This window comes from Paenibacillus vulneris (assembly GCF_039543185.1).
Taxonomy (GTDB): Bacteria; Bacillota; Bacilli; order Paenibacillales; family NBRC-103111; genus Paenibacillus_S; species Paenibacillus_S vulneris.
Map to the genome: position 1 here is coordinate 12,875 of NZ_BAABJG010000003.1, position 26,589 is coordinate 39,463.

General features: G+C 50.5%; 22 protein-coding genes and 1 pseudogene. 18 read left to right on the forward strand and 5 right to left on the reverse strand.

Annotated elements, in window-relative coordinates:
• Positions 1–76: 76 nt before the first annotated feature.
• Positions 77–514: an NUDIX hydrolase gene (locus ABEA66_RS01510; protein WP_345585414.1), complete on the forward strand. Its 438-nt coding sequence runs from the start codon at positions 77–79 to the stop codon at positions 512–514.
• A gap of 20 nt (positions 515–534) precedes the next feature.
• Here the strand turns inward: ABEA66_RS01510 and ABEA66_RS01515 are convergent, their stop codons facing one another.
• Positions 535–1,263, reverse strand: coding sequence for a sulfite exporter TauE/SafE family protein (locus tag ABEA66_RS01515; RefSeq protein WP_345585416.1), 729 nt, complete (start codon positions 1,261–1,263; stop codon positions 535–537).
• A gap of 257 nt (positions 1,264–1,520) precedes the next feature.
• Here ABEA66_RS01515 and ABEA66_RS01520 point away from each other — a divergent pair, with 257 nt between their 5' ends.
• From ABEA66_RS01520 to ABEA66_RS01530, 3 genes are all read left to right on the forward strand, one after another.
• The gene (locus ABEA66_RS01520) at positions 1,521–4,649 is read left to right on the forward strand and encodes an ATP-binding protein (RefSeq protein ID WP_345585418.1); all 3,129 of its coding nucleotides are present in this window, start codon (positions 1,521–1,523) and stop codon (positions 4,647–4,649) included.
• A gap of 72 nt (positions 4,650–4,721) precedes the next feature.
• A complete protein-coding gene (locus tag ABEA66_RS01525; RefSeq protein ID WP_345585420.1) occupies positions 4,722–5,489 on the forward strand; it encodes an RNA polymerase sigma factor in 768 nt (255 codons plus the stop codon).
• A gap of 13 nt (positions 5,490–5,502) precedes the next feature.
• Positions 5,503–6,486 (forward strand): hypothetical protein, encoded by a 984-nt coding sequence (locus tag ABEA66_RS01530; RefSeq protein WP_345585422.1) that lies wholly within the window; start codon positions 5,503–5,505, stop codon positions 6,484–6,486.
• 206 nt (positions 6,487–6,692) lie between these two features.
• Here ABEA66_RS01530 and ABEA66_RS01535 read toward each other — a convergent pair whose 3' ends face one another.
• Complete coding sequence (locus ABEA66_RS01535; protein ID WP_345585424.1) at positions 6,693–7,619, reverse strand: DMT family transporter; 927 nt, start codon at positions 7,617–7,619, stop codon at positions 6,693–6,695.
• A 116-nt stretch (positions 7,620–7,735) separates the two neighbouring features.
• Between ABEA66_RS01535 and pdxR the strand changes: the two genes are divergently transcribed.
• Positions 7,736–9,121, forward strand: coding sequence for a MocR-like pyridoxine biosynthesis transcription factor PdxR (pdxR, locus tag ABEA66_RS01540; RefSeq protein WP_345585426.1), 1,386 nt, complete (start codon positions 7,736–7,738; stop codon positions 9,119–9,121).
• 122 nt (positions 9,122–9,243) lie between these two features.
• Here pdxR and ABEA66_RS01545 read toward each other — a convergent pair whose 3' ends face one another.
• Positions 9,244–9,942 (reverse strand): nucleotidyltransferase domain-containing protein, encoded by a 699-nt coding sequence (locus ABEA66_RS01545; protein WP_345585428.1) that lies wholly within the window; start codon positions 9,940–9,942, stop codon positions 9,244–9,246.
• Positions 9,943–10,279: 337 nt separating this feature from the next.
• Between ABEA66_RS01545 and ABEA66_RS01550 the strand changes: the two genes are divergently transcribed.
• The 3 genes from ABEA66_RS01550 to ABEA66_RS01560 all read left to right on the forward strand — a co-directional run bounded on the left by ABEA66_RS01550 (position 10,280) and on the right by ABEA66_RS01560 (position 15,789).
• Positions 10,280–10,864, forward strand: coding sequence for a TetR/AcrR family transcriptional regulator (locus ABEA66_RS01550; protein ID WP_345585430.1), 585 nt, complete (start codon positions 10,280–10,282; stop codon positions 10,862–10,864).
• A gap of 186 nt (positions 10,865–11,050) precedes the next feature.
• Positions 11,051–14,236 (forward strand): bifunctional cytochrome P450/NADPH--P450 reductase, encoded by a 3,186-nt coding sequence (locus ABEA66_RS01555; RefSeq protein ID WP_345585432.1) that lies wholly within the window; start codon positions 11,051–11,053, stop codon positions 14,234–14,236.
• A gap of 461 nt (positions 14,237–14,697) precedes the next feature.
• Positions 14,698–15,789, forward strand: coding sequence for a M24 family metallopeptidase (locus ABEA66_RS01560; protein ID WP_345585434.1), 1,092 nt, complete (start codon positions 14,698–14,700; stop codon positions 15,787–15,789).
• A gap of 140 nt (positions 15,790–15,929) precedes the next feature.
• Here ABEA66_RS01560 and ABEA66_RS01565 read toward each other — a convergent pair whose 3' ends face one another.
• Positions 15,930–16,559 carry an SGNH/GDSL hydrolase family protein gene (locus ABEA66_RS01565; protein ID WP_377740364.1) on the reverse strand — a complete coding sequence of 210 codons (630 nt, stop codon included), beginning with the start codon at positions 16,557–16,559 and terminating at the stop codon, positions 15,930–15,932.
• 184 nt (positions 16,560–16,743) lie between these two features.
• On the opposite strand from ABEA66_RS01565, the gene nagZ reads away from it, so the two are divergent.
• From nagZ to ABEA66_RS01590, 5 genes are all read left to right on the forward strand, one after another.
• Entirely contained in the window at positions 16,744–17,988 is a 1,245-nt protein-coding gene (nagZ, locus tag ABEA66_RS01570; RefSeq protein ID WP_345585438.1) for a beta-N-acetylhexosaminidase, read from the forward strand.
• A 569-nt stretch (positions 17,989–18,557) separates the two neighbouring features.
• Complete coding sequence (locus tag ABEA66_RS01575; protein ID WP_345585440.1) at positions 18,558–19,130, forward strand: hypothetical protein; 573 nt, start codon at positions 18,558–18,560, stop codon at positions 19,128–19,130.
• 54 nt (positions 19,131–19,184) lie between these two features.
• A complete protein-coding gene (locus tag ABEA66_RS01580) occupies positions 19,185–19,370 on the forward strand; it encodes a hypothetical protein (protein ID WP_345585442.1) in 186 nt (61 codons plus the stop codon).
• Positions 19,371–19,530: 160 nt separating this feature from the next.
• Positions 19,531–20,016, forward strand: coding sequence for a DUF2798 domain-containing protein (locus tag ABEA66_RS01585; protein WP_345585444.1), 486 nt, complete (start codon positions 19,531–19,533; stop codon positions 20,014–20,016).
• Between the two features lie 353 nt (positions 20,017–20,369).
• Complete coding sequence (locus tag ABEA66_RS01590; protein WP_345585446.1) at positions 20,370–21,074, forward strand: PadR family transcriptional regulator; 705 nt, start codon at positions 20,370–20,372, stop codon at positions 21,072–21,074.
• A 143-nt stretch (positions 21,075–21,217) separates the two neighbouring features.
• On the opposite strand, the gene ABEA66_RS01595 is transcribed toward ABEA66_RS01590, so the two are convergent.
• Positions 21,218–22,216 carry a cation diffusion facilitator family transporter gene (locus tag ABEA66_RS01595; protein WP_345585448.1) on the reverse strand — a complete coding sequence of 333 codons (999 nt, stop codon included), beginning with the start codon at positions 22,214–22,216 and terminating at the stop codon, positions 21,218–21,220.
• Positions 22,217–22,463: 247 nt separating this feature from the next.
• On the opposite strand from ABEA66_RS01595, the pseudogene ABEA66_RS01600 reads away from it, so the two are divergent.
• From ABEA66_RS01600 to ABEA66_RS01620, 5 genes and pseudogenes are all read left to right on the forward strand, one after another.
• Positions 22,464–23,630 (forward strand): annotated as a pseudogene (locus ABEA66_RS01600) (sulfite reductase subunit alpha); the annotation flags it as partial.
• Between the two features lie 238 nt (positions 23,631–23,868).
• Positions 23,869–24,495 carry a hypothetical protein gene (locus ABEA66_RS01605; RefSeq protein ID WP_345585451.1) on the forward strand — a complete coding sequence of 209 codons (627 nt, stop codon included), beginning with the start codon at positions 23,869–23,871 and terminating at the stop codon, positions 24,493–24,495.
• Positions 24,496–24,587: 92 nt separating this feature from the next.
• Entirely contained in the window at positions 24,588–24,962 is a 375-nt protein-coding gene (locus ABEA66_RS01610; RefSeq protein WP_345585453.1) for a hypothetical protein, read from the forward strand.
• Positions 24,963–25,022: 60 nt separating this feature from the next.
• Positions 25,023–26,021 (forward strand): aminoglycoside phosphotransferase family protein, encoded by a 999-nt coding sequence (locus tag ABEA66_RS01615; RefSeq protein WP_345585455.1) that lies wholly within the window; start codon positions 25,023–25,025, stop codon positions 26,019–26,021.
• 160 nt (positions 26,022–26,181) lie between these two features.
• Positions 26,182–26,559 carry a VOC family protein gene (locus tag ABEA66_RS01620; protein ID WP_345585457.1) on the forward strand — a complete coding sequence of 126 codons (378 nt, stop codon included), beginning with the start codon at positions 26,182–26,184 and terminating at the stop codon, positions 26,557–26,559.
• The last annotated feature ends 30 nt before the right edge of the window (positions 26,560–26,589 follow it).

A 26,589-nucleotide genomic window follows, 5' to 3' on the forward strand; every position in this document is an offset into this window, starting at 1 on the left:
TAAAGTGCCTTTCCCACACCAGGGGCGGTTCATTTTCCACAAAACAATAAATCCCAATAAGAACGGAGTGCTTCATTTGAGAAAAATTCATGTAGCATTGGTCTGGATAACGGATGACGCGGGCAACGTCCTTCTGGTGAAAAACGTGAAAGGGGATAGAACCTACTGGGATCTTCCGGGGGGTGCGGTTGAAGAGGGCGAGACCTTCGAGCAGGCAGCGGTGCGCGAAGCGAGAGAGGAAACCGGACTCCATGTCATCCTTACGGGTCTGAGCTCATTGAGAGAGAAGATTTTTTCAGAGACTGGCAGCCATGCTGTGATTGTCACTTTTTTTGCCCAAATCACTCATGGCGATATGAGCTGTCAAGGAGATCCGGATCAAGATATCACCGAGCTTCGCTGGGCGGATATGGACACAGCCCGGCGGCTCATGCCTGCCCTGTTCGAGGAGTTGAGGTTAAGCTCTGCGGGGGATAAACAGGCTCCATTCTATGCGTACCATGGAACCGTATAACCATTCTGAGCCATCTTGCATTAGTGAAAGGCCGCCCACAGCAGAGATATCCCCGAACAGAACAGCAGCACGTCCAATACGTAATGGAAGGATGCGGCGTTCATTCTTGTTACAATGGCCTTGGCTCCAAAAGTGCCGAGCATGAGGGAGCTGCCGACGATAACACCTTTGAGGATCATGTCCGCCGGCAGGGCTCCGAGCTCCCGAAACGTGGCGATTTTACTGAAATAAATGGCAAGCGAGCTGGCGGCTTCCGTAGCTAGAAATGCTCCCTTGGTTAGACCGAAGGAGGTAAATGCAGGCACACTGAGAGGTCCTGTAGATAAAACGATTCCTGTTAAAAAGCCGATGACAGCTCCGGCAGCCGAAAGCTGCCACAGGGAGATACGTATCTGCTTGGATTGCAGCCAGTGCCTGACAGGGATCATCGCCAGAAAAAATAGAGCCAGCCCAATATCAACCCAATGAGCGGGTAATTCCCATAGCGTACGTGCCCCTAATGCAGCAAAGGGGATGCCGGGAAGCGAGTATGCGGCGAATGCTTTCCAATGAATTTCTCGTCTCCAGGTGTAGACCCTTGCGATATTGGCCATGACGGCGGCTACGGCCATAATGGGTACGGCTTGCTTGGGACCGAAGGCAACGATCAGAACAGGCATTAACATGATGGATGAGCCAGTTCCGATGATGCCGCTTATGGCGCCTGCCGCCAGCCCTACAACCAGGACGAATAAATAGGATGATTCCAAGACGTACACTTCCTTTATCATAGGGGCAATTTCTATAAAAGCTATTATTTTTCTATATTATCCGCCTCATGCTTCCAAGCTTATGATATATTTAAAGAGGACGGGTAGCAATGATCAATCAGCCCAAGGTATTGAAAAAGTGATTGAATATAAGCTGGTTGCTGCTTCGGATCAGCCGCCTCGTTGCCCTAAACCGTCTTCAAAGATTACACACCTAGCATAATAGCCTGGTTTTAAAAAAAGGAGCAACAAAGATCGTGCCCAATGTATCTGCTCTAGGAACGAAGGATTACAAATCCTACATAAAATATTTCTTCATATTCACTCTGTTTGTCACGGTTCTTCTAGGCTTTCGGCTGCTTTGGTCCGAGGTATTTCCAAACCCGAAGCATCCCCTTGCTGAGAAAGGCGTGCTTGACATGCGCGGTTGGAACTTTGAGACCTCACATGCCATCAGTCTTAACGGGGAGTGGGAGTTCTACCCGTCAGCCTTCATCTCGAACGAAGCATCCTCCAGCCGCTCTTCCGAAGCCCCACATTATCTCCAGGTTCCTGGGGACTGGCGCAGCGCTTTCCCGGAAGGTACCGATACGTCATACGGATACGGGACCTACCGGCTTCGTATTTTGGTCGACTCTGCCTTAGAGCAGCCTTATGCAGTCTGGATTCAGGACATCCAAGCCTCTTCCGTCGTAGAGATTAATGGTCAAAAACAAAAGGAATTCGGCCATCCGGCAGAAAATCAGCAAAATTACAAGCCTTATAATGTTTCGTATACCGTTACGTATGAGGCCAATGGGGCGAAGGAAATCGAGCTGCTTATCCGTGCGGCTAATTTTGAGCATCCTTTTTTAGGGGGCATAGCCAAATCGATCCGATTCGGCTCGCAAGCGGCCATAGATTTTGAGCGTTGGTATTCCATCGGCTTTCAGCTTGTGACGTTCGTCGTTCTGCTGCTGCATGGCCTATACGCATGTATATTGTATCTGTTCTATCCAAGGCAAAAAGCACTTCTTGTATTTTTCCTGCTGCTTCTGGCCGCGGCGCTTACGGTTGTGTCCGATAATGACAAGATACTCCAGCTCTGGTTTCCGATCAATTACATGTGGATACAAAAAATCCGATTGTTCGCCTACATGGGGGTTTCATTTTTTATTTTATATTTGACTAAAATGTTATATGGAAAGTCGGGCAATCGACGGTTGTTTCATCTGTATATCCTTCTGCTCGTACTATATTCGATCTTCATCGTATTTGCATCGCCTCCGCTTATTTATTATTCCAGAAAAGCAATGCTCTTCGGGTTCTTGTATTTGTTTCCTATGCTATGGTTTGTCTATCTGGCCATCAAGATGGTGCTAAGACAGCAAAAGGACTCCATCTATCTGCTGCTTGCGATTATAAGTATTGCTTCAAGCATCCTTTGGGGATTGTTTCAATTCACCGAAAAGGTTAGCAACGTATTTTTTCCGGTCGATATGATTGCGGCTATTATCGCGTTCTCCTCCTATTGGTTCAAGCAGTATTTCCGCAATGCCGAGGAAAATGCGAGACTGAACAAGCAGCTTCGGGAGGCTGATAGGCTTAAGGATCAGTTTCTCGCCAATACATCTCATGAGCTAAGAACTCCGCTGCATGGGATTTTGAATATTTCCCAAAGCCTTATGAACAGACAGCGGCATACGTTGGATAACAAAAGCATGGAGGACTTGCAGCTGCTCGTCATGATCAGCACCCGGATGTCTCATATGGTGGAGGATTTAATGGACGTGGCGCGTCTTCAGGAGAAGCGCATTGTGCTGAAGAAGGAACCCTTGGCGGTACGCTCCATTGTCTCTGGTGTTTTCGGCATGCTTGCGTTTATGACGGAGAGCAAGCCCGTTCAGCTGGAAATGAAGATCCCGGAGACGATACCGCCCGTTCTTGCAGATGAAAAAAGATTAACGCAAATTTTGTTCAATCTGGTTCATAACGCTCTAAAGTACACTATGCAAGGGACGGTAGCCGTATCTGCCCGAAGCGAAAACGGCCAGGTCGTTATTGAAGTTTCCGATACAGGGTATGGCATGGATGGTGAGACGCAGTCCCGTATTTTCAACAGATACGAGCAGGGATTTCACGGCGGCAGTAATAGCTCGGGAATTGGACTCGGGTTAAGCATCTGCAAGGAGCTTGTGGAGCTTCACGGCGGGGATATTGCGGTTCGCTCCAATCCGGGTGAAGGCTCTGTATTTAGCTTCACGCTGCCTATGCTGGATTTGCAGGAAATGCCTGCATCAGATCTTGTGGCGTGCGGCATAGACACACCGCCCCGGCTCCTTCCGGAAAACGTAGCAGGTCCATACCCATACCCTTCTATCGAGGTGGAATCGGTACCTTTTGAAGAAGGAAGGGCTAATATACTTGCAGTAGACGATGATCCGGTGAATCTGAAGGTGCTTGCAGGCATTCTCGGAACAGAGCCTTACAATCTCAAATTAGTTTCCTCTGCAGACGAAGCATTGTCCTTGCTCGGCACGGAGCAGTGGGATTTGATTATCGCCGATGTAATGATGCCGCAAATGTCCGGCTACGATCTGACGCGTTTGGTAAGAGAGCGCTTCTCTGTATCAGAGCTTCCTGTCTTGCTGCTAACGGCACGTAACGAGCCCGCGGATATCTATGCCGGATTTAAGTCCGGCGCTAATGATTACGTCGCCAAGCCGGTCGATGCATTGGAGTTAAAATACCGAATCCGGTCCTTAATTGCGTTGAAGCAGTCGGTTCACGAACATCTTCGCATGGAGGCCGCCTATCTGCAGGCACAAATACAGCCTCATTTTCTGTTTAATACCTTGAACTCCATTATGGCCTTGAGTGACCTGGATACCGATCGGATGCGCAAGCTGGGGGATGCGTTTATCGAATACCTGCGAATCAGCTTTCATTTTCTAAACACAGGCAATCTGGTACCTCTTTCTCATGAGCTGAAACTTGTCCGTACTTATTTGTATATCGAGAAAGAACGTTTTGGCGACAGGCTCTCCATCCTGTGGGAAGGGAATGAGGATGAGACGTTGCTTCTTCCGCCGCTGACCATTCAGCCGCTGGTAGAAAATGCGGTGAGACATGGCATTCAAAGCCGCGCAAGGGGCGGGACGATACGTATCCGGATCGATCGCAAAGGGGATTGCATTCACATAGAGGTTCAAGACGATGGGAAGGGGATGAAGGCCGACGACATCCGCAAGGCATTGGACCCAACGAAGAAGAAAGAATGGGGCGGGATCGGACTTACCAATACGAATCGGAGATTAAAGCAAATGTATGGCAGCGGGCTGACGATTCAAAGCCTGGCGGATCAAGGTACCACGGTTTCATTTGAAATTCCGGTAACCTCGTTGTAAGATTTCTCCTCCGAATGGCATCTAACTGTTGATACGAATGGTAACCAACATGGACACGTAGGGGTGAATGGGTTGATTACGCAATGGTTTGAGGACTCTGCCGTTTCTGATGGAACTAGGGATGATGCGGAGGAGGTCATAAGCCTACAGGATGACCGGCTGGTAGATCGTGCTCGTACAGGGGATCGTGAGGCATTCGGGGAGCTGGTGCGAAGGCATCGGGAGAGGGCTCTAGGCTGGGCAGCCACCATCACACAGGATGGGCATCTGGCGGAGGATATTGTTCAGGAGGCACTGGTGGCCGCGTTTTTGCGGATTGAAACGTTGATGGAGCCGGGCAAATTCCGGTATTGGCTGCAGCGGATCGTCCGGAATCAGGCAATGATGAAGCTTCGCAGGGGAGGGCCGAGCGGAAGAGAGAGCTCCTTTTCCGCGTTGGAAACACGGCAATTCCCGTCCTCTCCCACGGGCGACGGCTTCATGCTGGATCGCCTGTTATATCGCATGACGGTACGCTTGGAGGAAAAGCCAGGTCCTCATCAAGATCCCCAGGTCCAGTGGATGCGCAAGGATCTGTATAACGGGTTGTATCAGCTGCTCCAATGCTTGACGGCGAAGGAACGGGCTATCTTCGAGGCCCATGTATTCCGCCAGTTTACTCCTGCGGAGATTGCCGAAGCGCTGGGTGTCTCCATCGGCTCGGTCTATACGGCGATCTCCCGTTCACGTACGAAGGTGCAGAGGGAACGCATTCGTGTCTATTTTCAAGGTTTTTTGCTGGAAAAGCAGCAGCAGGGGAAGCCTACCCGCCGAGTGCTTGTACAGCCTATACGAATGTGAGGAGATGACGGAGATGACAGAGCGTTCCTGGGACAAGACGTATACCGCGGCAGCGCAATCGATTTATGCAGCACTGCAATACACGGACAAAAAAGACGACTATTCCCTGATTGATGTGATGGGGCTGACCGGCCATGCATTTCGAATCAACATTCATCCTGCGGATGTAAGCCCTGCGGGACCGACCATGTTCTCGCCTATGGAGCTGCTGGAAAAGGGATTGAATCTTCTTGGATTCCGGTGCGAGCAGCTTCATGGCTTTCGGACACCGGCACCGCCGGAAAAGCTGGAGCAAGCGATCCGATTCGCTCAGGAGACGATCGACCGCGGGATCCCGGCCATCGGATGGAGTCTGTTTATTCCGGAATTCGGGGTCATATACGGATATGACGACGAGCTGCAGGAGCTTTACTGCAAAGACCCTTCACATGACGGGCCCCTGCCCTATGCCAAGCTGAATGAGCTGCCGTTAAACTTCGTCTTCATGCTGCGAATTCTTGAATCGGTTCCCAGCGATCCGGTACAGGCGCTGACAGCGGCTTTGGAGCGGGCGATACAATTCGCCCATGAGGAAGCTCCTACTTTGTCCAAAGAGTACAGGCACGGATTAGCCGGCTACGATGCCTGGATTCAGGCCTTCCGGAGCCGTACCGTAAACCCGTTCGGCAATGCTTACAATGCCGAGGTGGTTGGCGACGCAAGGGAGTTTGCCGCCCAGTTTCTCAAGACTTTGCCTGATAGATGGAGTGGAGTCAAGGAAATTGGGGAACCTTTCCGGGAATTGGCCCGGGAAGCGGGGGAGCATTATGAGCAGGTAGCGGAAGTCTTTCGTCAATTTCAGTTGCGGTTTCCTCATCCGCACGGCGGCGAACCGAACGATCCGGAGCAGGCTCGGGAAGCAATCCGGTTACTGGAGCTCGCCAAGCAGAGTGAGGCGTCGGGGGTAGCTGTGCTGGAGCGAATGTATGAGGATATTTCAATAGCTGTCGGCCGTTAAGGCCGATAGCTTTTCTTTTTTAAGGTAGGAGGCTTAAATCTTACCTCTCTATTATCCAACTTATGGTAATATTGAATACATAAAAAGAGGGGATGAATGAAGATTCAGCTTAAAGGTGTCTTCAAGCTGGTACTGATCGTCAAGCCTGAAAGCCATTTTTTCATAACTACACCGCCCGCCTTATATCTGTTTCTGAAAATGGTAGTTTATTTTTTGACGGCTGCCAATCGGGCTTCTGCAGCATGACTCCTGGACACATGCCAAATTCCTAAGCAAACAAAGGCGCTGCCTACAAGGTGGGCCGCCGAGACCGGCTCTTTCAGCACGGCATACGACAGCAGCAGCGTGCTGACGGGGATGCATCCGGTATAGACGGCGACGGTTCCCGCAGATACTTTGGCAACACCGCGGAACCACAGGATATAGGCGAGAGCAGTGACGAAAACGCCGTAGTACAGCAGCATGCCGAATTCCTTCAGATGAATAGAAGCGAAGTCATATTGATTAGCCTCGACCAGTGCGAACGGGGTAAACATCAAGAAGGAGAACAAGGTCACGTAAGTTGTTCCGACCAGGGAGGACACGCTGCTTGCCGTCATTTTCCGCAGAATGGTGAGCATCGCTTCCCCGCATACAGCCGCCAGAATGAGAATCAGACCGAAGGAGGAGCCTGCTGAGTGGAGCGAAGAGGCTGATACGAACCAGGCCGGAGCTTGAATGCTGATAATCCCCAATAAGGAACACGTTATCCCAATGAGGAGCCTAGTCGTCAATCGTTCCTTCAGGAAAATAAAGGACAAAACGGCTACGGCAGCCGGAGTCAGGCTGGTTACGATGCCGGCCTCGGCGGCGGGTGCGGTCTTTAAACCGTAAAGCAGCAGCACGCGGAACAGGAACATCCCAAGGAACGCCTGTAAAAGTAAATACAGCAAGTCTTTTTTGGCCAGTGAAAGACGGGCGCTACGGCTCATCCATACCATCGGGACCAGCAGTATCAAGGCAATGGCAAGGCTTATGGATTGGGATAAAAAAACGGGCAGCTGCATCGTGGTCCATTTGCCTGCTACGACAGAGCTTCCTATGAGAACAGCGGCGGCACTCAGCTCCAGGTAAGCGGTAGTTCGAACGTTCATCCGTTAAGCATCTCCTTTTACTTGGGTTCATCTTACTGTAGCAGGCTGCAACTGGTTGTTGGTAGAGCCAATAACGAGGAGTTTTGAGAGTACCACTTTAAAGGAGGGATCGGCCTTTGTGGTTTTCCATTGATAAGCAATCACGGTTACCCATGTTCCGGCAGGTGTTTGAAGCCTTCCGAGACGCTATTTTATCCGGCAGGCTGCCGGCGGGTTACAAGCTTCCCTCCACACGGGAGCTGGCCGGGGAGCTGCATGTTTCGCGCAACGTGATATTGGAGGCATACGAGCTGCTGCTGGCCGAGGGCTATATTACAGGGCGCCAGGGGGCCGGAAGCTATGTGGCGGAAGGAGCGCGTTTACTCGGGTATCGGCCTGCGAATCCTAGGAAATTAGCTGAGAATGAGCATGCAGGGGCTGACTCGGCTGAAGATGTGATTTCGTTTCGTACCGGACTTCCGGCCGTCGATTTATTTCCGTTAAAGCAATGGGGCGCCCTTCTTCAGAGCGTGTGCATGGAGGCTTCCACGTCGCAGCTCGATTATGGAGATTGTTCAGGGAATCCGGAATTGCGGCGGATATTGGCCGATTATTTGTGGAGGATGAGGGGCGTGATTGCCAAGCCGGAGCAGATCCTTGTCACCAATGGTGCCGTGCAGGCTCTGGATCTTATCGTGAGGGCGCTGCTAGCGGATGGAGATGAAGCGGTAGTTGAAGACCCGTCCAATGAAGATTTGCGGACGATTCTGACCTCGACAGGCGCTGTTCTGCACCGGATCCCGGTGGACGATTCGGGCATGCTGACGCAGAGCCTGCCCGCGGACAGCATGCCCAGATGTATTTATGTCACGCCCTCGCATCAGTTCCCGTTGGGAGGAATCATGCCAATCCAAAGGCGGATTGAACTGGTGGAGTACGCCCGCTGCTGCGGGAGCTACATCCTGGAGGACGATTACGACAGCGAATTCCGGTTCGACGGCGCGCCTGTTCATTCCTTGCAAAGTCTCTGCACGGAGAGAGTCATCTACATCGGGACCTTCAGTAAAATCATGTTTCCTTCACTTCGGATCGGTTACATGGTCTTGCCCGAGCCGCTGGTTCCATTGTGCAGGAAGCTGAAGAAGCTGACCGATTACCAGACGCCTAGCCTGGACCAGCTGGCTCTGGCTCGATTCATGGAGGCGGGCTATCTCAACACCCATATCCTTAAAATGAAAAAGCTGTACCGCAAGAGGCGCGAGAAGCTGGTCGAGGCTTTGCATAAGGTGGTGGACATGTCCTTCCGGGTATGCGGCAAGGCTGCCGGCTTGCATATGGTCATAGAGTTTAAGCATCCGTTTCCGGAAGGCTTGAGTGATGCGCTGCTGGAGCAGCAGGTGGCTGTAACGGTGCTGCCGGACAACCGGATGCTGCTGGGTTACGGTCATTTGAATGAGGAGCAAATAGAAGAAGGGGTTTCCCGTATAGGCAGGGCTCTACAGGTTGGTGCCGGAGTTTCTTAGACAGATAGCTGATCGGGGGATGAGAGAGTGATAGAAAATATCACGGCTTTGTTGGTAAGCAAGATTCCTTCGGAGACTGAAGCTCCGGTAATGCGATCAAATCTAGTATTGAACAGTTTGTCTTAAGCCTTCCAGCCCTCCTTCATCCAACCTCCGATTGGTTCAAGAACATAGGAGCATAGCGTTTCCAGCTCCTCTTTGGAGCCGGGTGAAGCGAGGCACCGTTCAAGCAGTTCGGCTATACTGACGTTGCGGCTCTTTATTTCTTTAAGCTGGTATTTGGGCTTTACAGCCCACCATCGGCGAGTTACAAATAACGTATTGACACACTCCTGAAGGATCACGAAGGATAGCCATTCTTTTTCCCGATCATCGATAATATCGAGATAATCTTCCCATAAATCGGTTAGCTGAACCCGTAGTTTTCTCGTTTCATCAGCTGATGGAGCCTTTGGGCCCTCATGATAGAAACGGTGTGCCAAGGCTTGCAATTCCCGCCATCTCCCGTTATCACCGATTAAACATCGGCCAGTGGCCAGCATAATGGTAATGGTGGCGATGTTTCCCTTACGTTCATAATCCTTAACAACATGCTCATACCATGCCCAGGGCGCAATCATGATTTGGAATTCGCGTCCGCAATAGTAAATGCTTTCTCTTTGAAAATGATCGAACGCGCCGATATAACATAAATCGACGTCACTGTGTTCTGCCGCTTTTCCATTCGCATAGGAGCCGCACAAAACAACGGTCTCCACGTCTTCTCTTTGGGATAAATCGTGCTGTAAAAAATCGCTGATGAAGTCGATTGGATGTGCCAAAACTATCACCTCTTTCTCTTTATTTTACCATAATGTGGAATAGCTTAGTGTGGTTCTTTTCCGCGGCGCATTAATATGCGAACAAGGAACGAGAAATCCCCACTCCTTGTTCGTTCTTAGCAGGCTCCCTACTCTATTTTACCTTTGGCGGTAATGCGTGCTCGATTTGTCGAGCTGATCCCTTTAGCTTATTTGGTCATCGAAGGCATTTCTATCATTAAAATGTTCTGCTAAATGTGGTAAAGGAAGCACAGAAGTTGCAATCATTGATGAGGCTGATTTACAATAAAAAGGTGAGGAATGAATATTCATTCATTTCTTGGAGGGAGGGCGATAGATGGAAGCGACGTTAAGCAAGCGGGATAAAATCATGGAGGCCGCCCTCGTCTTATTCGCAGAGCGGGGATATGACGGGACGACTGTACCGATGATTGCCGACAAGGCGGAGGTTGGAACGGGCACGATTTACCGGTATTTCGAGAACAAGGAGGCACTGGTGAATGCATTGTTTCAAGACTGCGTCCAAGGTCTCCATGACACCGTTAAGCGGGATTATCCCGAAGCAGGCGGTGTAAGAGAGCAGTTCAGACATGTATTTTTCGCTATGGTTCGTTTTGCCAAGGCGAATATCCACGGCTTTTATTTCGTTGATACTCATAGCAATGCGAGATATTTGGACCAGGAGAGCCGGGAGTCGTTTCGTCAATTGATGGATTTTCTTCATGCTTACGCCGCTGCAGGCATTCAACAAGGGATCATTCGTCCGTTACAAGCGGATGTGTTGATTGCGATTGTGTTTGGTGCATTTGCCAAGGTGTTCAGCCTGATTCGCGCCGGAAAGCTGACGGAAACTCCGCAAATGCTGGGACAACTGGAGGAAAGCTGCTGGGATGCGGTCAGTATCCATGGGAAGAACGTCTGAACGATGCTTGGAAATGAAGGAATTGTGCAGAATGCTAAGTCTGCGTAGTTCTGAACCACATACGGAATGAATATTCATTCCTATGGTTGCTTTTGCATAATCAAGCACTTTATTGGCAAATTAACTAGATGAACTTACGACTTGATTTCATGTACGATAAAGTCTCCATTGGAAAGGATGAACTCTATGACTCAACCCGAATCTGTTACGATCCCTCAGCCCAAAACCTTCGGACCGCTCGGTAACCTGCCTCAACTGAATTTGGATGAGCCTGTTCAATCATTGGTCAGGGTTGCTTACGAATATGGTCCTATCTTTCGATTCGATATGCCGGGAAGAAGCGAAATCTTCATATCCAGTCATGAGCTGGTAGAGGATGCCTGCGACGAATCCCGATTTGATAAAAGAGTATGGGCACCGCTCAGGAAGGTGCGTGCTTTTGCGGGGGACGGCTTGTTCACAAGCGAAACAGAAGAGCCCAATTGGCGCAAGGCGCACAATATTTTGCTGCCGAGCTTCTCGCAAAGAGCGATGCAGGGCTATCACGGCATGATGGTCGATATTGCGGTTCAGCTCATTCAAAAATGGGCGCGGCTGAATCCCGATGAAAGCGTCGAGGTTCCCGAGGATATGACCCGCTTGACGCTGGATACGATCGGGCTTTGCGGCTTTAATTACCGGTTCAACAGCTTTTACCGCGAACAGCCGCATCCTTTCATAACGAGTATGGTGCGCGCATTGAACGAGGCGATGAATCAGCTTCAGCGTCTCGGGCTGCAGGATAAGCTGATGGTCATAACGAAGCGGCAGTTCAAGCACGATATTCAGGTGATGAACTCGCTTGTAGATAAAATTATTGCAGAGTGCAAAGCCCATGGAAGCGAGGGTGACGATCTGCTGGCCCACATGCTGAACGGAAAGGACCCTGATACGGGAGAGGCGCTGGACGATGAAAACATCCGTTATCAGATCATTACGTTCCTGATTGCCGGACATGAAACGACCAGCGGACTGCTTTCCTTCGCCCTATATTACTTGCTGAAGCATCCCGATAAGCTCCAGAAGGCTTACGAGGAGGTCGATCGGGTGCTTAAGGATCCCGTTCCGACCTATGGACAGGTACGGGAGCTGAACTATATCCGTATGATTCTTAATGAGTCGCTGCGATTGTGGCCTACGGCTCCCGCGTTCTCGCTCTATGCGAAGGAAGACACCTTATTGGCCGGGAAATATCCGATGAAGCAAGGGGACAGTGTCAGCGTCCTGATCCCGAAGCTGCACCGGGATGTTGAGGTGTGGGGCGAGAACGCCGATGAGTTTGTGCCGGAGCGCTTTGAAGATCCGAGCAAGATTCCTTTTCATGCTTACAAGCCATTCGGCAACGGACAGCGCGCGTGTATTGGACAGCAGTTCGCACTGCAGGAAGCCACACTTGTTCTGGGCATGGTGCTCCGACATTTTGAAATCATCGACCATACGAATTATCAGCTGAAGGTAAAAGAGACGCTGACGCTGAAGCCGGAAGGCTTCACGATGCGTGTTCGTCCCCGCGGTGCCCAAACCGTATTCGCGACTGTAGGCACGGCCCCTCAAGCTGAAAAGCGGTCTGCGCAGCAGGAAGAGCCAGCAGCAGCCGTCGAGGCGGCTCACCAAACTCCATTATTGGTGCTGTACGGCAGTAATCTCGGTACCGCTGAAGGCATCGCCAGGGATCTGGCGGATAAGGCCCGTTATCAGGGCTTCCGCAGTGAGGTTGCTACGCTCAACGATTACGTAGGCAAGCTGCCCAAGGAAGGAGCCGTATTCATCGTCACGGCGTCCTACAATGGCAAACCGCCAAGCAACGCCCGCAAGTTCGTGCAGTGGCTGGAAGGCGTGGAGCAGGGTGAATTGAAGGGAGTCCGTTATACCGTATTCGGCTGCGGCGACCATAACTGGGCAAGCACGTACCAGCATATTCCGCGCTTCATTGACGAGCAGCTGCAGGCCAAGGGAGCGACGCGTCTGGTCGTGCGTGGAGAGGCCGATGCGAGCGGCGACTTCGAGAAGCAGATCGACGATTGGAGCGAGCATCTGTGGCCGGATGTCCTCCACGAGATGGGCTTGAAGGCCATCAGCAAGCCCCGGCAGGAGACCAGCACCTTGAGCATACAGTTTGTCAGCGGCTTGGTTGGCACGCCTCTGGCGGACAGCTACGATGCGCTGCTAGCTGCCGTTGCCGAGAACAGGGAGCTGCAGAAGGAAGGCAGCGAACGAAGCACAAGGCACCTGGAAATTGTCCTGCCCGAGGGGGTCACTTACCAGGAGGGGGATCACCTCGGCGTGATTCCGGAGAATTCGCCGGAGCTGGTTGACCGTGTGCTGCGGCGCTACGGGCTGAGCGGCAGCGATCACCTCATCATAAGCGGAAGCGGCCGCAGCGCGGCTCATCTGCCGCTGGACCGGCCGATCAGCGTCCATGACCTGTTGAGCCACAGCGTGGAGCTGCAGGAGGCGGCGACACGGGCACAGCTGAGGGAGCTTGCAGCCTTCACCGTCTGCCCGCCGCACAAGAAGGAGCTGGAGGCGCTCCTTCAGGAGGAGGCCTACAAGGAGCAGGTGCAGAGCAAGCGTCTGACGATGCTTGAGCTGCTCGAGCAGTACCCGGCTTGCGAGCTGCCGTTTGAACGGTTCATCGAGCTGCTTCCGCCGCTCAAGCCGCGGTACTATTCAATCTCGAGCTCGCCCAAGCTGCAGCAGGATAAGGTCAGCATTACCGTCGGCGTCGTCAAGGGACCGGCTAGAAGCGGCCGCGGAACCTATTTGGGCGTAGCTTCGAATTACTTGGCAGGACGCGAACCGGGTGATGCCATCGTCATGTTCGTCAAAACCCCTGAGTCGGGCTTCCAGCTGCCCGATAATCCGGAGACCCCGATCATCATGATTGGACCCGGAACGGGAGTAGCGCCGTTCCGCGGCTTCCTTCAGGCAAGGCGTGCCCTCAAGCTGGAAGGAAAGACTCTGGGAGAGGCGCATCTGTATTTCGGCTGCCGTAATCCTGAGTATGATTATATATATCAGGAAGAGCTGGAGCAGGATCAGCGCGACGGACTTGTGACGCTTCACACGGCGTTCTCCCGAGTGGAAGGGCAGCCGCGGCAGCATGTCCAGGATCTAATGAAGCTCAATGCGGAGCAATTCATCGGCGTTCTCGAACGGGGCGGCATGCTATATGTGTGCGGAGACGGAAGCAGGATGGCGCCGGAGGTCGAAGAGACGATGAAGCAGGCGTATTGCGAGGTCAAGGGAGTATCGGAAGAAGCAGCCGGCGATTGGCTGCAAGCGTTGCAGAAGGAAGGACGTTACGTCAAGGACGTCTGGTCAGGAGTATAGGCCATTCGGAGACCCGCGCTATGATTTCGCGCGGGTCGAGTCTGTTGAAAAACCTATTGAACTTGAACTATAGCCAATATACTCCGGCGGGGTATACCCCTCCAGCCACTATTGAAACCCGTGAATTGGATTGGATTTAGCGGTATTTTCACGGATTTCAAAGGTGGACGTAAACTCTTCCGAGGCATATCCCGCCTCCTTATGTTGCATAGTTCTCGCAAAAGGTTTTTTCAACAACCTGGACCCGCGCTGTGATTTCGCGCGGGTCTTTCTCATTTTAGTATTTAAATCGGGGCTCCCCGCGATGCACATGAATCCGCTTTAAAGCTATGCTCCGCTTGTGAAGGGGAGTACGCGGAGAGGAAGCAAGGGTCTCGCCTATGATACAATAGGTGAAGAGTGAGTGAGGAAACACCGCCTTGCGGACTGGATGCCGAAGGCAATTGAAGGAGGCTGAACAGATGAACGACCGTATCAAGAAGCTGTATTCTCTTCTGGAAGATGAAGCATTGGATGTTCTGTTTATTACGCTGCCTAAGCTGGTTTATTATTTTACCGGGTTTTATTCGGACCCCCATGAGCGCTTTATGGCGCTAATCTGTGCCAAAGGCGAGGATCCGATGCTGATGGTTCCCGTGCTGGATTACGAGAAGGCTGTGCGTTCAACGAGCTTAACACGCATCGTTTCGCACCAAGACACGGATAACCCATATGAGGTGCTGAAACGCCATCTTGGGAATGGCATATCCCGTATGGGGATTCAAGCCGAGCATATGAATGTGAAGCGGTATCTCGCCTTGAAGGAAGCGACGGGAGCCGCGGAGATCGTTCAGCTGGATGACCGGATTGCCGATTTCCGGGTGATCAAGAGCGACCAGGAAATCGCCTCGATACGACGTGCGATTCAGTGTATAGAGGAGGCCGTACGGGATACGGTACAGCTGGTTAAGCCGGGGGTAACCGAAGTGGAGCTTGTTGCGGAGCTGGAATATCGCATGAAGCGCTTGGGGGCCGAAGGACCTTCGTTCGATACAATGGTATTGACCGGTGAGAAGACGGGTCTGCCCCACGGGATACCGGGGACGGACGCCGTCCGTGAGGGAGAGTTCCTGCTCATTGACGCCGGTGTTTTCATGGAGGGTTATGCGTCGGATTTGACGCGTACCTTTGCCGTAGGTGAAGTGAGCCCGCGTCACAAGGAGATCTATGAAACGGTGCTTCAAGCGAACCGAAGCATGATTGAGGCTGTTCGTCCGGGAGTTCCCTTCGGCAGTTTGGATCATGCCGCAAGAAGCGTTATTGAGAGCAAAGGGTACGGGGAATATTTCATCACCCGGGCAGGACATGGCTTCGGGCTCGAAATCCACGAGTATCCTTCCATTCATGGCGGCAATACGGATTTGGTGCGACAAGGCATGGTGTTCACGGCGGAGCCCGGAATTTATATGTCGGGACTAGGTGGCGTGCGGATTGAAGATAATGTATACGTCACTCAGGCAGGGGCGGAAGTGCTGACAACTTATCCGAAAGAGCTGACGGTTATCGGAGTCTAGGCTGCAGGCTGGCCGCCGTGATTTCAAGTGCTTTCATGAAATAAGGGCTGCCGCTTTATCCGCGGCAGCCCTTGGCGTTGGTCTTGCGATTCCGGAGAAGGGATCGCCTACATAGTTTATGTGCATCAATCCTAGAAGAATTATTGTTCTCCGTTCCAGGAGAAGCCGACAGCGTTAAGGAATGCTCTGGCCAAGGTCATATGGCCCGCCATGTTCGGATGAACCCGGTCCCAGGCCAACGTTGCGGGATAAATATGCTCCAGCACAGGCTTGAACGCCTCCTGCGTGTCGACGAAGACAGCGCCGTATTGGTCGGCAATTTTTTTGACGACGGCGCCGTACCGGTCCATAGCGGCTCTCATGCCATCATTGGGATTAGGCTCGATGTAGTAAGGAGTCATCAAAATTAGGCCCTTCAGGGAAGGCTTCGTACGTTCGACCAGCTCGCGCAGCGTCTGCTCATACTCCTCTATGTACACATGCTTTTCGACAAGCTGCGGCAAGTCGTATTGACGCCATACATCGTTGATGCCGATCATGATCGACAGCCAATCCGGCTTCAGGTTCAATACGTCGGTTTCCCAGCGGTCCTTCAGGTTACGCACGGTATTGCCACCGATGCCCATATTCGTCACACGGATGCCCAGCTGCGGATAAAAGGATTGAAGGAAGGCATCGACCAAAGCGACATAGCCGTTGCCGAGCGAATCGTTACGGCCTTCCCCTTCCGGTTTTTTTCGGCCGCAATCCGTGATGGAGTCGCCAATCATAACGAGTCGATCTTGTTTTTGGAATAGCAATGCAGATTCATCCTCTCTTAGGTTGAGTTATTTAACTTAGTATTCTATGCTCAGCAACCGTTTCCTTCTGGAAATGGAAACGTTTTTGGATCATTGGATTAATTCGGCGCACAGCATGCCAGACTAACAAGAGGAAATCCATGGAGGTGAAGGAATGAAAGGATCGCTGCTGCACAGGATGCTTAACTGCACATTGGCATTCGGCCTGATTATAGTTTCCGGCTGTACGACTGCCCCCAGGCAAGGCAGCACGGAGACCGCACCGCCTGCCGTATCGCCGAAACCGACAGCTGCTCCGGATCCGATTCAGGATCTGGTTAACTCGATGACCTTGGAGGAAAAGCTCGGGCAGATGGTGCTGTTCGGAGTAGAAGGAACCGTACTGGATGACACGACCCGGAACCATATTACGAAGGACCACGTTGGCGGCTTTATTTTTTTCGGACCTAATATCAAGGATAGTCATCAGGCATGGAGCCTGTTCCAATCGATGCAAAAGGAGAACGCATCCGCCAAGCTCCCTTTATTGCTGGGCGTCGACCAGGAGGGCGGCAGGGTATCGCGTTTGCCTAAGGAGCTTCCCGCCTTTCCTGCAAGTCAGGCTGTTGGAGCTGCCCAGGATCCGGACTATGCCTATAAAGTGGGGAGCACCCTCGCCCACGCTCTGGGGGCCTTCGGCTTGAACATTGATTTTGCCCCGGTGCTCGATGTGAACAGCAATCTGAACAATCCGGTCATCGGGGACCGATCCTTCGGCTCCACGGCCGAAGCAGTAAACAGGATGGCGATTCCGGAGATGAAAGGGATACAGTCCGGCGGCGTTATTCCGGTTGTCAAGCATTTTCCCGGGCATGGGGACACATCTGTTGATTCTCACAAGGAGCTTCCCATTGTTCAGCATGATCTGCAACGACTGAGAACCGTCGAGTTCGCGCCCTTCGCCGAAGCGATCCGCCAAGGAGCCGATGCGGTGATGGTAGCCCATCTCCTCGTCACGAAGCTGGACCCGAAGCTGCCGGCATCACTATCTCCTGTCATCATTCAGCAGTATTTGAGGGGAGAGCTGGGCTTTAATGGCGTCGTCATCACCGATGATATGACGATGGAGGCTATCGGCTCGACGATGCCGATCGATAAGGCGGCTGTACAAGCCGTTCAGGCGGGGGCGGATATCGTCCTGGTCGGACATGAGCCTGCGAAGGAGCGGGCCGTGCTGAATGCGCTGCTGCAAGCGGCGCGCGAGGGAGCTCTGAAGCAGGAAACGATAGACGCGAGCGTGTATCGGATCGCCAAGCTGAAGACCAAAGCGAAGCTCACCAAGGAAAGCGTACCGGAGCCGAATATCGAGAAGCTGAGCTCAGACATGAAATCGGCTTTAAAGAGAGAAGCGAAAAAGTGAATGAGGGTGCGGCTGCCTATCGGCAGCTTTTTTTTATAGTAAAGGGATCAGTCCGTACTCCGTCGTTCTGCCCTTCTGCTTCTGCTGACAAGCATGAGCCAAACCGCCGCGTTGCCTGCCAGGAGCCCTAGTGAGCACAGGGTGAAAAACATCCACATGCTAATGCTTGCATGGTTCTTGTCCGATATAAGCAGATAAAGGGTGATAGCGAAGGAGACGAAGAAGGCGAATAGAAGGCATAAGATGATACGGGTGCGCTGTTTTATGGCCGCATTCAAATGGAATTTCACTCCTTTGGACCTTTCTAACAACAATGACGGCGGGGAACCGCGTGAAGTTGCTCCTTTTACTAATTTGCTTCATACAAAAAAAGAGACCCACTGGCAACGGGCCGCGGGTCTTAAGGTTTATATATTAAAAAGGGGGTCAGGTATTAGTATAGCCCAGCAACATTAAAGGAAGATGAATGGTATATTTCAGTTTTATTACAAATGAAAACCAGCACTTTTTCCAATTGAAGGGGAGGGATTATTTTCCAAGCGTCGAATAGATCTGGGAGGGGTGAGAGGATGTCGAATGAACATGGAATCGTTATGGTTATTCAATTGAACGACAAAATAATGCCGGTAGATAGAGCGGGGCTGTATGAGGATCCGTTGGATGAATTTCTCTGCTCCAATAACTACGGTGAAATCATCGGAGGAGGGACGATGCAGTCCCAGTCGGGGGAAATTCTGTTCTGCGATATTGAAATTCAACTTCATAGCGGGAACGATCGCGAAATGATTATCTGTAAAGTGATTGGAATCCTTGAAGCCGCGGGCGCTCCCAAAGGATCGCATCTCATGATAGAAGATTCAGACGAACGCATTGACTTTGGCCAAAAGGAAGGGCTGGCGGTTTATCTGGATGGGGTCCATCTTCCTGCCAACGTTTACGCGGAGTGCGATTGCAATGTCGTATTAGAGGAGTTATCCGCGCTTGTGGGATCTAAGGGAGAAGTGGAACGGTACTGGCAGGGGAATACCGAAACGGCTTTATATTTTTACGGGGATTCCTTTGAGGAGATGAAAGCTTCTATATCCGGCTTTATCCATACTTATCCGCTATGCCAAAATGCAAGAATTGTTCAGATCGCTTAAACAGGATTCATTCGCAGCAGACCATGAAATGATTTCGAGTCTGGGGGAGCAGCTATGGTGATTTTCGGCTTTAGTGCCGTGTACTTTGTTCCGGTATTCAGCTTTCTCTTTGTATGGATATTCCTGAAAGCCATAGAGAAAATCGTTCATAAGAGAAAATACACCGCCGAGTTGTTTTGGAGCTGCACGATGTTCGCCTTAACCATGTGGACGATTAGCGTAATGACCACCCTTCAATGACCCGCAGATAATGAAATAGCCGCAGAATCCAATACATAGAGCAGGTACCTCAGTGGTCTGCTCTTTTTTGTTTTGCTGAAAATTCACAAAACGTTCACTTATGAGAAAAATTTCGTTTCGCTATACTTACAAAGAAAAATAAAAGAAGGGAAGAAAGGATTTGCCTACAACGAAAAAGCAAGGGATTTGTTTTGGACTGATGATGTGCTGCGGAATGGTTATAGCAATGACCTTCTATAACCTGCTGATGAATGATTTGCTTAGCGGCATGACGTTTAAGAAAGGGTTGCTCCAGCTTATCGTAACCTTCCTGGTTGCTGCAGCATTGGAGCTGCTGGTGGTGAGCCCGATAGCCGGGAAGGTGGTTTCCAAACTGCCGTTTGACAAGAGCAAGAAGCTGCTGCTGATCCTGGCCATGTCCGGCTGCATGGTGCTTGGCATGGTAACAATGATGTCGTTCTACGGCCTGATAACGGCTTCTATCAATAATGGACTTCCTTCAGACTCCTTGATAAAAAGCTACCTTTTGATTTTCATTAAAAATCTGGTATTCGCTTTTCCTCTGCAGTTATTGATCATGGGGCCGCTAGTCCGTTATTTATTTTCCAAGATAGTTAGAGCCCGGCAATCTTTAAAAACAGCTTAATTCCAAACCATTTTGGAATAAATCTCATTATGTGAAGGCATATGCCGCGCGGCGGCCTGTGCGAGTACAAGGAGCAGCTGCCTTAAGCAGGCGGCTGTTTTTTGTTTGCTGAAAAAAATCCCTCGTAGTTTCTGAATTCCATGTGGGGAAGATACGTCGTGACGCGAACCGACATGCTGCTCATCGTGGGATGATCAAACCTTCATTAGGTTTTTCACCTATGAAAGCTTTCCATTACGGTCCCTCGAAGGTTCGTTAGCGAATGAATCTGTTGGTGCGGTTTAAACAGCTATTGACCAATACGATATATCGTTATATTATAACGATATATCGTATTGAGGAGTGGGTATAGAATGAAATATTATCATGGTCGTCATAAAGAGCGCAGAAGATTTCTTCATCAAGAGGCTTTCCAAGAGAAATTTTCAAGGCACCGCCATGGCGGTTCGCGCGGGGGCTTTGGGGGGCGCGGTGAAGGCAAGCGCCGTTTTTTTGAACGCGGGGAGTTCAAATTTGCTTTACTGCGATTGTTGGAAGCGGAGCCTATGCACGGATATCAATTGATCAAGGCCATGGAGGAAAAAACCGGCGGATTGTACACCCCGAGCGCAGGCTCGATCTACCCTAATCTTCAGCTGCTGGAGGATATGAAGCTGATAGACAGCACTGAAGCAGACGGTAAGAAGCTGTACCGTATAACGGAAGAGGGTCTGGCCACTCTTCGCGAAAGGGAAGGGGCTGAGGCCGATGATCGTACCGAGACCCGCTGGGAACGTCACGGGCGCCAACGCTTCTCCGGCAGCGGCTATGGGAAACGTGATTTGCGCGGCTTTATGAAGGAATGGTCCGGGGTGATCTATTTAATGGCCAGCGCCGCAGCTGCTGCTAAAGAAGACCCTGCCTCCAAGCAGGCAGCGCAATTTCAAGAGCTGATGGATAGTGTTCAAAGCCGCTTGAAGGAAATCCTGGCTTTCGCTCCAAGTACCGGCGCAGAAGAATCGGCAGCACAGCCGCCGGAGACCGGGGCATCACCGGACGATAATCAGGCTGGTGAATAGAACTACGCCGGTTAGCGGGCCCCGGCAGCCAGCATAGTCGAGCGAACGGGCTGACAATTACTGCCCGAGGCCAGCACAAAAAACGGCATTGACATGGATGGTATCCATATCAATGCCGCAGCTTTTTTACCTAGAGCCATTCATTAAGCAAATTCGTTAAGAACCTCAGGCGTCCAGTCTTTGACACCGTTATCCTCAATAATTCCTAACACAACATCCGTAATATCGGGATCAGCTATCAGCTTATCCTGAACCCGAAACTTTATATCGTCAGCATCGGCCAAGGTAAGGCCTTTGCGTAATTCTATCATAGCATCGACGTGGTAATAGCGTCCCTCCTGGGTAATCCGGAGGTCGTTAATGTCGGTTACATCTTTATCGGAAAGAATCAGCATGGCGACCCTCTCAGCTACATCACGGGGAGCAGCTACACCGATTAAGCCTACCATATTGTCATAACCAACTCTAAAGGCTACGCCTACCATTAATAAGCCGATAAGGATGGTAACGACGCCATCCAACGCATTAAAGGCCGTCAAAGAAGTGATCAGCACGGCTGCCAAAGCTAATACCGCGCCTGTAACAGCAACCAGATCCTCGTAAAACACAAGACGAGTAGGAGGCGCTGAGCGGCCCACGTGTTTAAAAGATGAAAAAATAAATCCGAATCCCTTGGTTTCGACCCGGGCTTCCTTCGTAATTTCCTTCATCGCTTTCAACAAGATAGCTCCGTCGACGGCAAGGTTAAACAATAACGCTCCGATATTTAACCAGAACCCTCCGCCGGCCTGAACGGGATGCTGAAGCAAATGCCATCCTTCGCGAATCGTTTCGTAAGCCATGATGCTTACTACAATCACAGCTATCATACAGAAAATGTTAATCACTCGTCCGAATCCCGTAGGGAATTGCCGGGTAGGTTTTTTCTCCGCAAGAATGCTGCCTGCGAATACAAAGCCTTGGTTAATGCTGTCCGCCAATGAATGCATGGATGAAGCAAACATAGATCCGCTGCCGCTCATGGCAGCACCCACACCCTTGACTGCGGCAATCAAAGCGTTGCCGATCATCGCCAGTGCAGAAGATTTGTTACCTTTCTTCAGTAATTCCAATAAATTTTCTCGTTCCGGTTCGGGGTCCATTGTTTCCTCCTAAAGTATTTGGAATTCATTTGAACATTCCTAAGCCCAGCCGAGTTGTAAGCTTAGGCTTAGTTCTATCATATACTACGAGCAAGGGCTGAGGAAAGTTTCACAACAATTTATATATCGGCCTGCTCGTCCTTTTTTGACAGATTAAGTAATAAAACCATCCTTTTTGTCAATAATAAGAAAATTTACGTGAAAAAACATATCTGATTTTTCATTCTTGTGGTATCCTACTTACAAACAACTTTTAGAGGTGAAATCTATGCAATCGACTGTAGTGCCTACAACCTATTCAAGAACGAATCCGTTCCAAGCCAAAGTAATTAAAAATGTAAACTTAAACGGTGCAGGCTCCAAAAAAGAAACGAGACATCTCGAGCTCTCGTTAAAAGGATCCGACCTTTCATATGTTCCAGGTGACTGCCTTGGTATTCTTCCTACCAATGATCCGGAGCTGGTAGCTTCCATTCTGAGCGAAATGAACTGGGATGGGGATCAGCCTGTTGCCGTGAGCAAGCAAGGGGACACTCTGCCATTAAAAGAAGCGTTGTCTACCTACTTTGAGCTCACATTGTTGTCGAGAAAAATGCTCCAGCAGGCGGCTGAATTTACCGATAACGAGAAGCTGAAAGCGATGGCGGCCGACGCGAATCAATTGAAGGAATATACCGAAGGCCGTGATTTTCTTGATATGCTTCGGGATTTCGGTCCTTGGAAAGCATCTGCCCAAGAGCTGGTTGCTTTGTTGAGAAAAATGCCTCCGCGGCTGTATTCCATTGCAAGCAGCATTGCCGCCAATCCTGAAGAAGTGCATCTGACGATCGGTGCGGTGCGTTATACGGCCCATGGACGCGAACGCAAAGGAGTTTGCTCCGTTCAATGCGCAGAGCGTCTTCATGAAGGCGATACGCTTCCGATTTTTATTCAACAAAACAAGCACTTTAATCTTCCGGAATCTCAGGACACCGATATTATTATGGTAGGTCCGGGAACAGGAATCGCGCCATTCCGCTCCTTCATTCAGGAGCGTGCGGTGAGCAAAGCGTCCGGAAGAGCATGGCTGTTCTTCGGCGACCAGCATGCAGCGACGGACTTCCTGTACCAAAGCGAGCTGGAAGGATATCAAAAAGACGGCGTATTGACTCGGATCGATGCCGCGTTCTCCCGTGATTCAGAGCAAAAAGTATACGTTCAGCATAAAATGCTTGAAAACAGCAAAGAATTGTTTGCATGGCTGGAAGGCGGAGCTTGCTTCTACGTATGCGGCGATAAGCAGTATATGGCGAAGGATGTTCACAACGCTTTGATTGATATCATTGAAAAAGAAGGCTCCATGACCCGCGAAGCGGCTGAAGCGTACCTCAATACGATGCAAGAGCAAGGACGTTACCAACGCGACGTGTACTAAAATGCATAGTGTTTCGTAGGGGCTGACCCTATAGCTAGTAAGAGTGACCCTTATTTCCGCAGGTGCGGTTTAAAACGGTCGCTCTTTTTTTATTCAAGGAGCAGATCGTAATTTGACCATTTTTGGATGGATATGGTATTATCGTTCTCGTCCGGAAACAGCGGATCACGCGCCTCCTGGGGGAAGCACCTTGGAGGCATTTTATTTTTTACAGAAGACATGGGGGCTATTCAATCAGATGAAACCATTCATAATTGCCGCAGCATGCATTTTACTCCTAGCAGGATGTCAGCCCAAAGAACAGACTGCTGCACCAACCACAAGCCAGGCCGGAGGCACAGAGACAGCTAAGCAAGAGGGTGAAGCACAGAAAGTCCAAGTGGATAAAGGACTCTTGAACGTCGAAATCACTCTCCCGGCATCTTTATTTAAGAACCAGGATATGGACAAAGTCATCGAAAAAGCAAAGGCTGACGGGGTGAAGGATGTAACCCCAAATCCGGATGGTTCCGTCACCTATAAAATGCCTAAATCGGTCCACGCCGAGATGATGAAGAAAATGGAAAAGTCCATTACGGATTCCGTCGAAGATTTGAAGAGCGGCAACAGCTTCAAGTCCATTAAGGATGTCACTCATAACAAATCTTTCTCCGAGTTTACATTGATTGTGGATAAAGGCGCCTATGAAAAAAGCTTTGACGGAATTGCATCCTTAGGGCTTGGCATGAGCGCTATGTATTACCAATTGTTTAATGGGGTTTCTTCGGAAAAGCTGAAAGTGTCCATCCAAATCAAGGACGAGGCAACAAAAGAAGTGTTCAAGACGATAGTGTACCCGGATGCTTTTGACCAAATGAAAAAATAACGGACGATGCCCTCACCTGGATAATAAGATCTTAGTGGGGTATTTCGTTGCTAAGCTATTAAACAATGATTTGCATGAAGGATGTGATTTGGATGTGCCGCTACGGGATGTACGGTCCATACAAGGATATTTACGCTTGTTTTGCCTGCCGCAAAGTGTTCAAACAAACCTCCCGTTATGAGCTAAATCAACCGGAAGCCCAGAACAGACATTATAACTGCCCCCAATGCGGAGAAGTCATGAAGGATATGGGGCATGATTTTAAGGCGCCTAGGCAAAATGACCTTAAACAATGGCTGAAGGTCGAGCAGCTGTATCAACACGGCTTTACTTATCATTCCTGCGGATGCGGGGGACCCGGGTACAGACCGGCGAAGCTGTCGGAGGTAGAAGAGTTTATAAGAAGCCGGAAAGGCTTTGCCTCCGAAGGAGAACGCTTGCTGCACAATTTGACGGTCAAGATATAACCTTACTGCCGAACTGCCGCTGTGAAAATGGATTATGACTAAGCCGAAGGGAGAAAAGGGATGGACCTGCATGCCGCCGAGCAGCGAATGAAAGAATGGGCCGCCGCAAACTCGTCTTCTCTAGGGTTGAAGGGAGCGGATACGAAAGCTGAGTATATTTGGAATCCGGGAGGATTCGTCAATCAGTCCTATCGGATTTCCGACGGGGAGACGATACGGCATGTCAAGCTTTCGACGGAAGAAAATGCTTCTAGTCTTAAGCAATGGACCCTGATCAGCGAGTATCTGTCCCATCAGTATCACGCCCCCCGGCTGGTGGGAGAAGTGGCGCAGGAGATCCTGCCCGGGTATCCCTATGGCCTGGTGTTTGAATATATTAAGGGAGAGCCGCTAAGCTCCATTTCCAATCCGGATCTGGTTGTTGAGAAGCTTCTGAACGTACTGAAGCGGCTGCATTCCGATGCAGAGATACGGCACAGAATCGCAGGGAAGGCGAAGGGGCGATCTTACGCGGATGCCTTTATAGAGGAATACGTTGCCCGTTTCGAAGAGGATATGCAAGTCATTCGGGCCAAACGGCATTTGCTGGACTTTGTGACGGACAGCTCTTTGGATTGGTTTGATCATGAAGTCGAATCCTTGAGACGGATGGCGAGCCGAAACGCAGCTTTTCAGAAGCAGGCGCAGGATGTCGTGCATAACGATTTGAACTGGCAAAATGTTTTAATCGAGGATAGCGGTCACTTTTGGATTATCGATTGGGATAACTTGGTGATCGACGGGGACGCCGCGATGGATTACTCCGTGCTTCTTTGGCCGATGGTTCGCTCCCCCAAATGGCCTTGGTGGAAGGAGAGGGTTGTAGGTTTGGCAGGGGAAGAGCTGCTTGAAAGAATGGAGCTTTACTTCAGAGCCAAGCTGCTGGATGATGTTATTGATATTCTTGCTGATTATGTGGAGGCGGAGAGCATACCGGAGGTCAAAGAAAAGACGCAAAGACGGGCCAAAGAAATCCATCTTCGTGCCTATCCTGAGTATGTTAGATTTTACGCAAAATAACATCATGTACTGACATAGTAGACCCATGAGGCTGCTGGAATCATCCGGCGGCCTGTTTTTACATAACTGCCACTTGAAAAAAAGATCATTTACATAAGAACAAATGTACGATATTGTTATTGGGTAAATATGGAATTTTCTTTCTAAGGGAGGGCATTATATGGGGATTCAATCGGTGATTCATCATCAGGTACCTGTTCATGACTTGGAACGGGCAGCCAATTGGTACGTGAACGTTCTTGGATTTGTTCTTGAGAGGCCCATTGTTGCCGGATCGACCATGGCTTTTTTACATCTCCCCGATAGAGGCGCCGCCATCCATCTTATTCAAACCAACGACCCCACAAGGCTGGTCATTCCAACGGAAGGCAAGGATAACTACATCATTGGATTTTACTGCGAAAATGTTAAGGAGCTTCAGCAAAAGCTGATCGATAGCGGTATTACAGCGACCTTGGAGGATGGCGGCGGATGCGGGTGGTGGCTGTATTTTAGCGATATCGACGGTAACCGGTATTTCGCAGCCGAGGACAAATAAGGCTCTTAATTTACCTATTTCATGGAGGTA

Excerpts from the sequence above, each read along its gene's own strand:
- ABEA66_RS01530 (WP_345585422.1), top strand. The coding sequence starts at position 5,503 with ATGACAGAGCGTTCCTGGGACAAGACGTATACCGCGGCAGCGCAATCG.
- ABEA66_RS01535 (WP_345585424.1), bottom strand. The coding sequence starts at position 7,619 with ATGAACGTTCGAACTACCGCTTACCTGGAGCTGAGTGCCGCCGCTGTT.
- ABEA66_RS01550 (WP_345585430.1), top strand. The coding sequence starts at position 10,280 with ATGGAAGCGACGTTAAGCAAGCGGGATAAAATCATGGAGGCCGCCCTC.
- ABEA66_RS01555 (WP_345585432.1), top strand. The coding sequence starts at position 11,051 with ATGACTCAACCCGAATCTGTTACGATCCCTCAGCCCAAAACCTTCGGA.
- ABEA66_RS01560 (WP_345585434.1), top strand. The coding sequence starts at position 14,698 with ATGAACGACCGTATCAAGAAGCTGTATTCTCTTCTGGAAGATGAAGCA.
- ABEA66_RS01565 (WP_377740364.1), bottom strand. The coding sequence starts at position 16,559 with ATGATTGGCGACTCCATCACGGATTGCGGCCGAAAAAAACCGGAAGGG.
- nagZ (WP_345585438.1), top strand. The coding sequence starts at position 16,744 with ATGAAAGGATCGCTGCTGCACAGGATGCTTAACTGCACATTGGCATTC.
- ABEA66_RS01575 (WP_345585440.1), top strand. The coding sequence starts at position 18,558 with ATGTCGAATGAACATGGAATCGTTATGGTTATTCAATTGAACGACAAA.
- ABEA66_RS01580 (WP_345585442.1), top strand. The coding sequence starts at position 19,185 with ATGGTGATTTTCGGCTTTAGTGCCGTGTACTTTGTTCCGGTATTCAGC.
- ABEA66_RS01590 (WP_345585446.1), top strand. The coding sequence starts at position 20,370 with ATGAAATATTATCATGGTCGTCATAAAGAGCGCAGAAGATTTCTTCAT.
- ABEA66_RS01595 (WP_345585448.1), bottom strand. The coding sequence starts at position 22,216 with ATGGACCCCGAACCGGAACGAGAAAATTTATTGGAATTACTGAAGAAA.
- ABEA66_RS01605 (WP_345585451.1), top strand. The coding sequence starts at position 23,869 with ATGAAACCATTCATAATTGCCGCAGCATGCATTTTACTCCTAGCAGGA.
- ABEA66_RS01610 (WP_345585453.1), top strand. The coding sequence starts at position 24,588 with ATGTGCCGCTACGGGATGTACGGTCCATACAAGGATATTTACGCTTGT.
- ABEA66_RS01615 (WP_345585455.1), top strand. The coding sequence starts at position 25,023 with ATGGACCTGCATGCCGCCGAGCAGCGAATGAAAGAATGGGCCGCCGCA.
- ABEA66_RS01620 (WP_345585457.1), top strand. The coding sequence starts at position 26,182 with ATGGGGATTCAATCGGTGATTCATCATCAGGTACCTGTTCATGACTTG.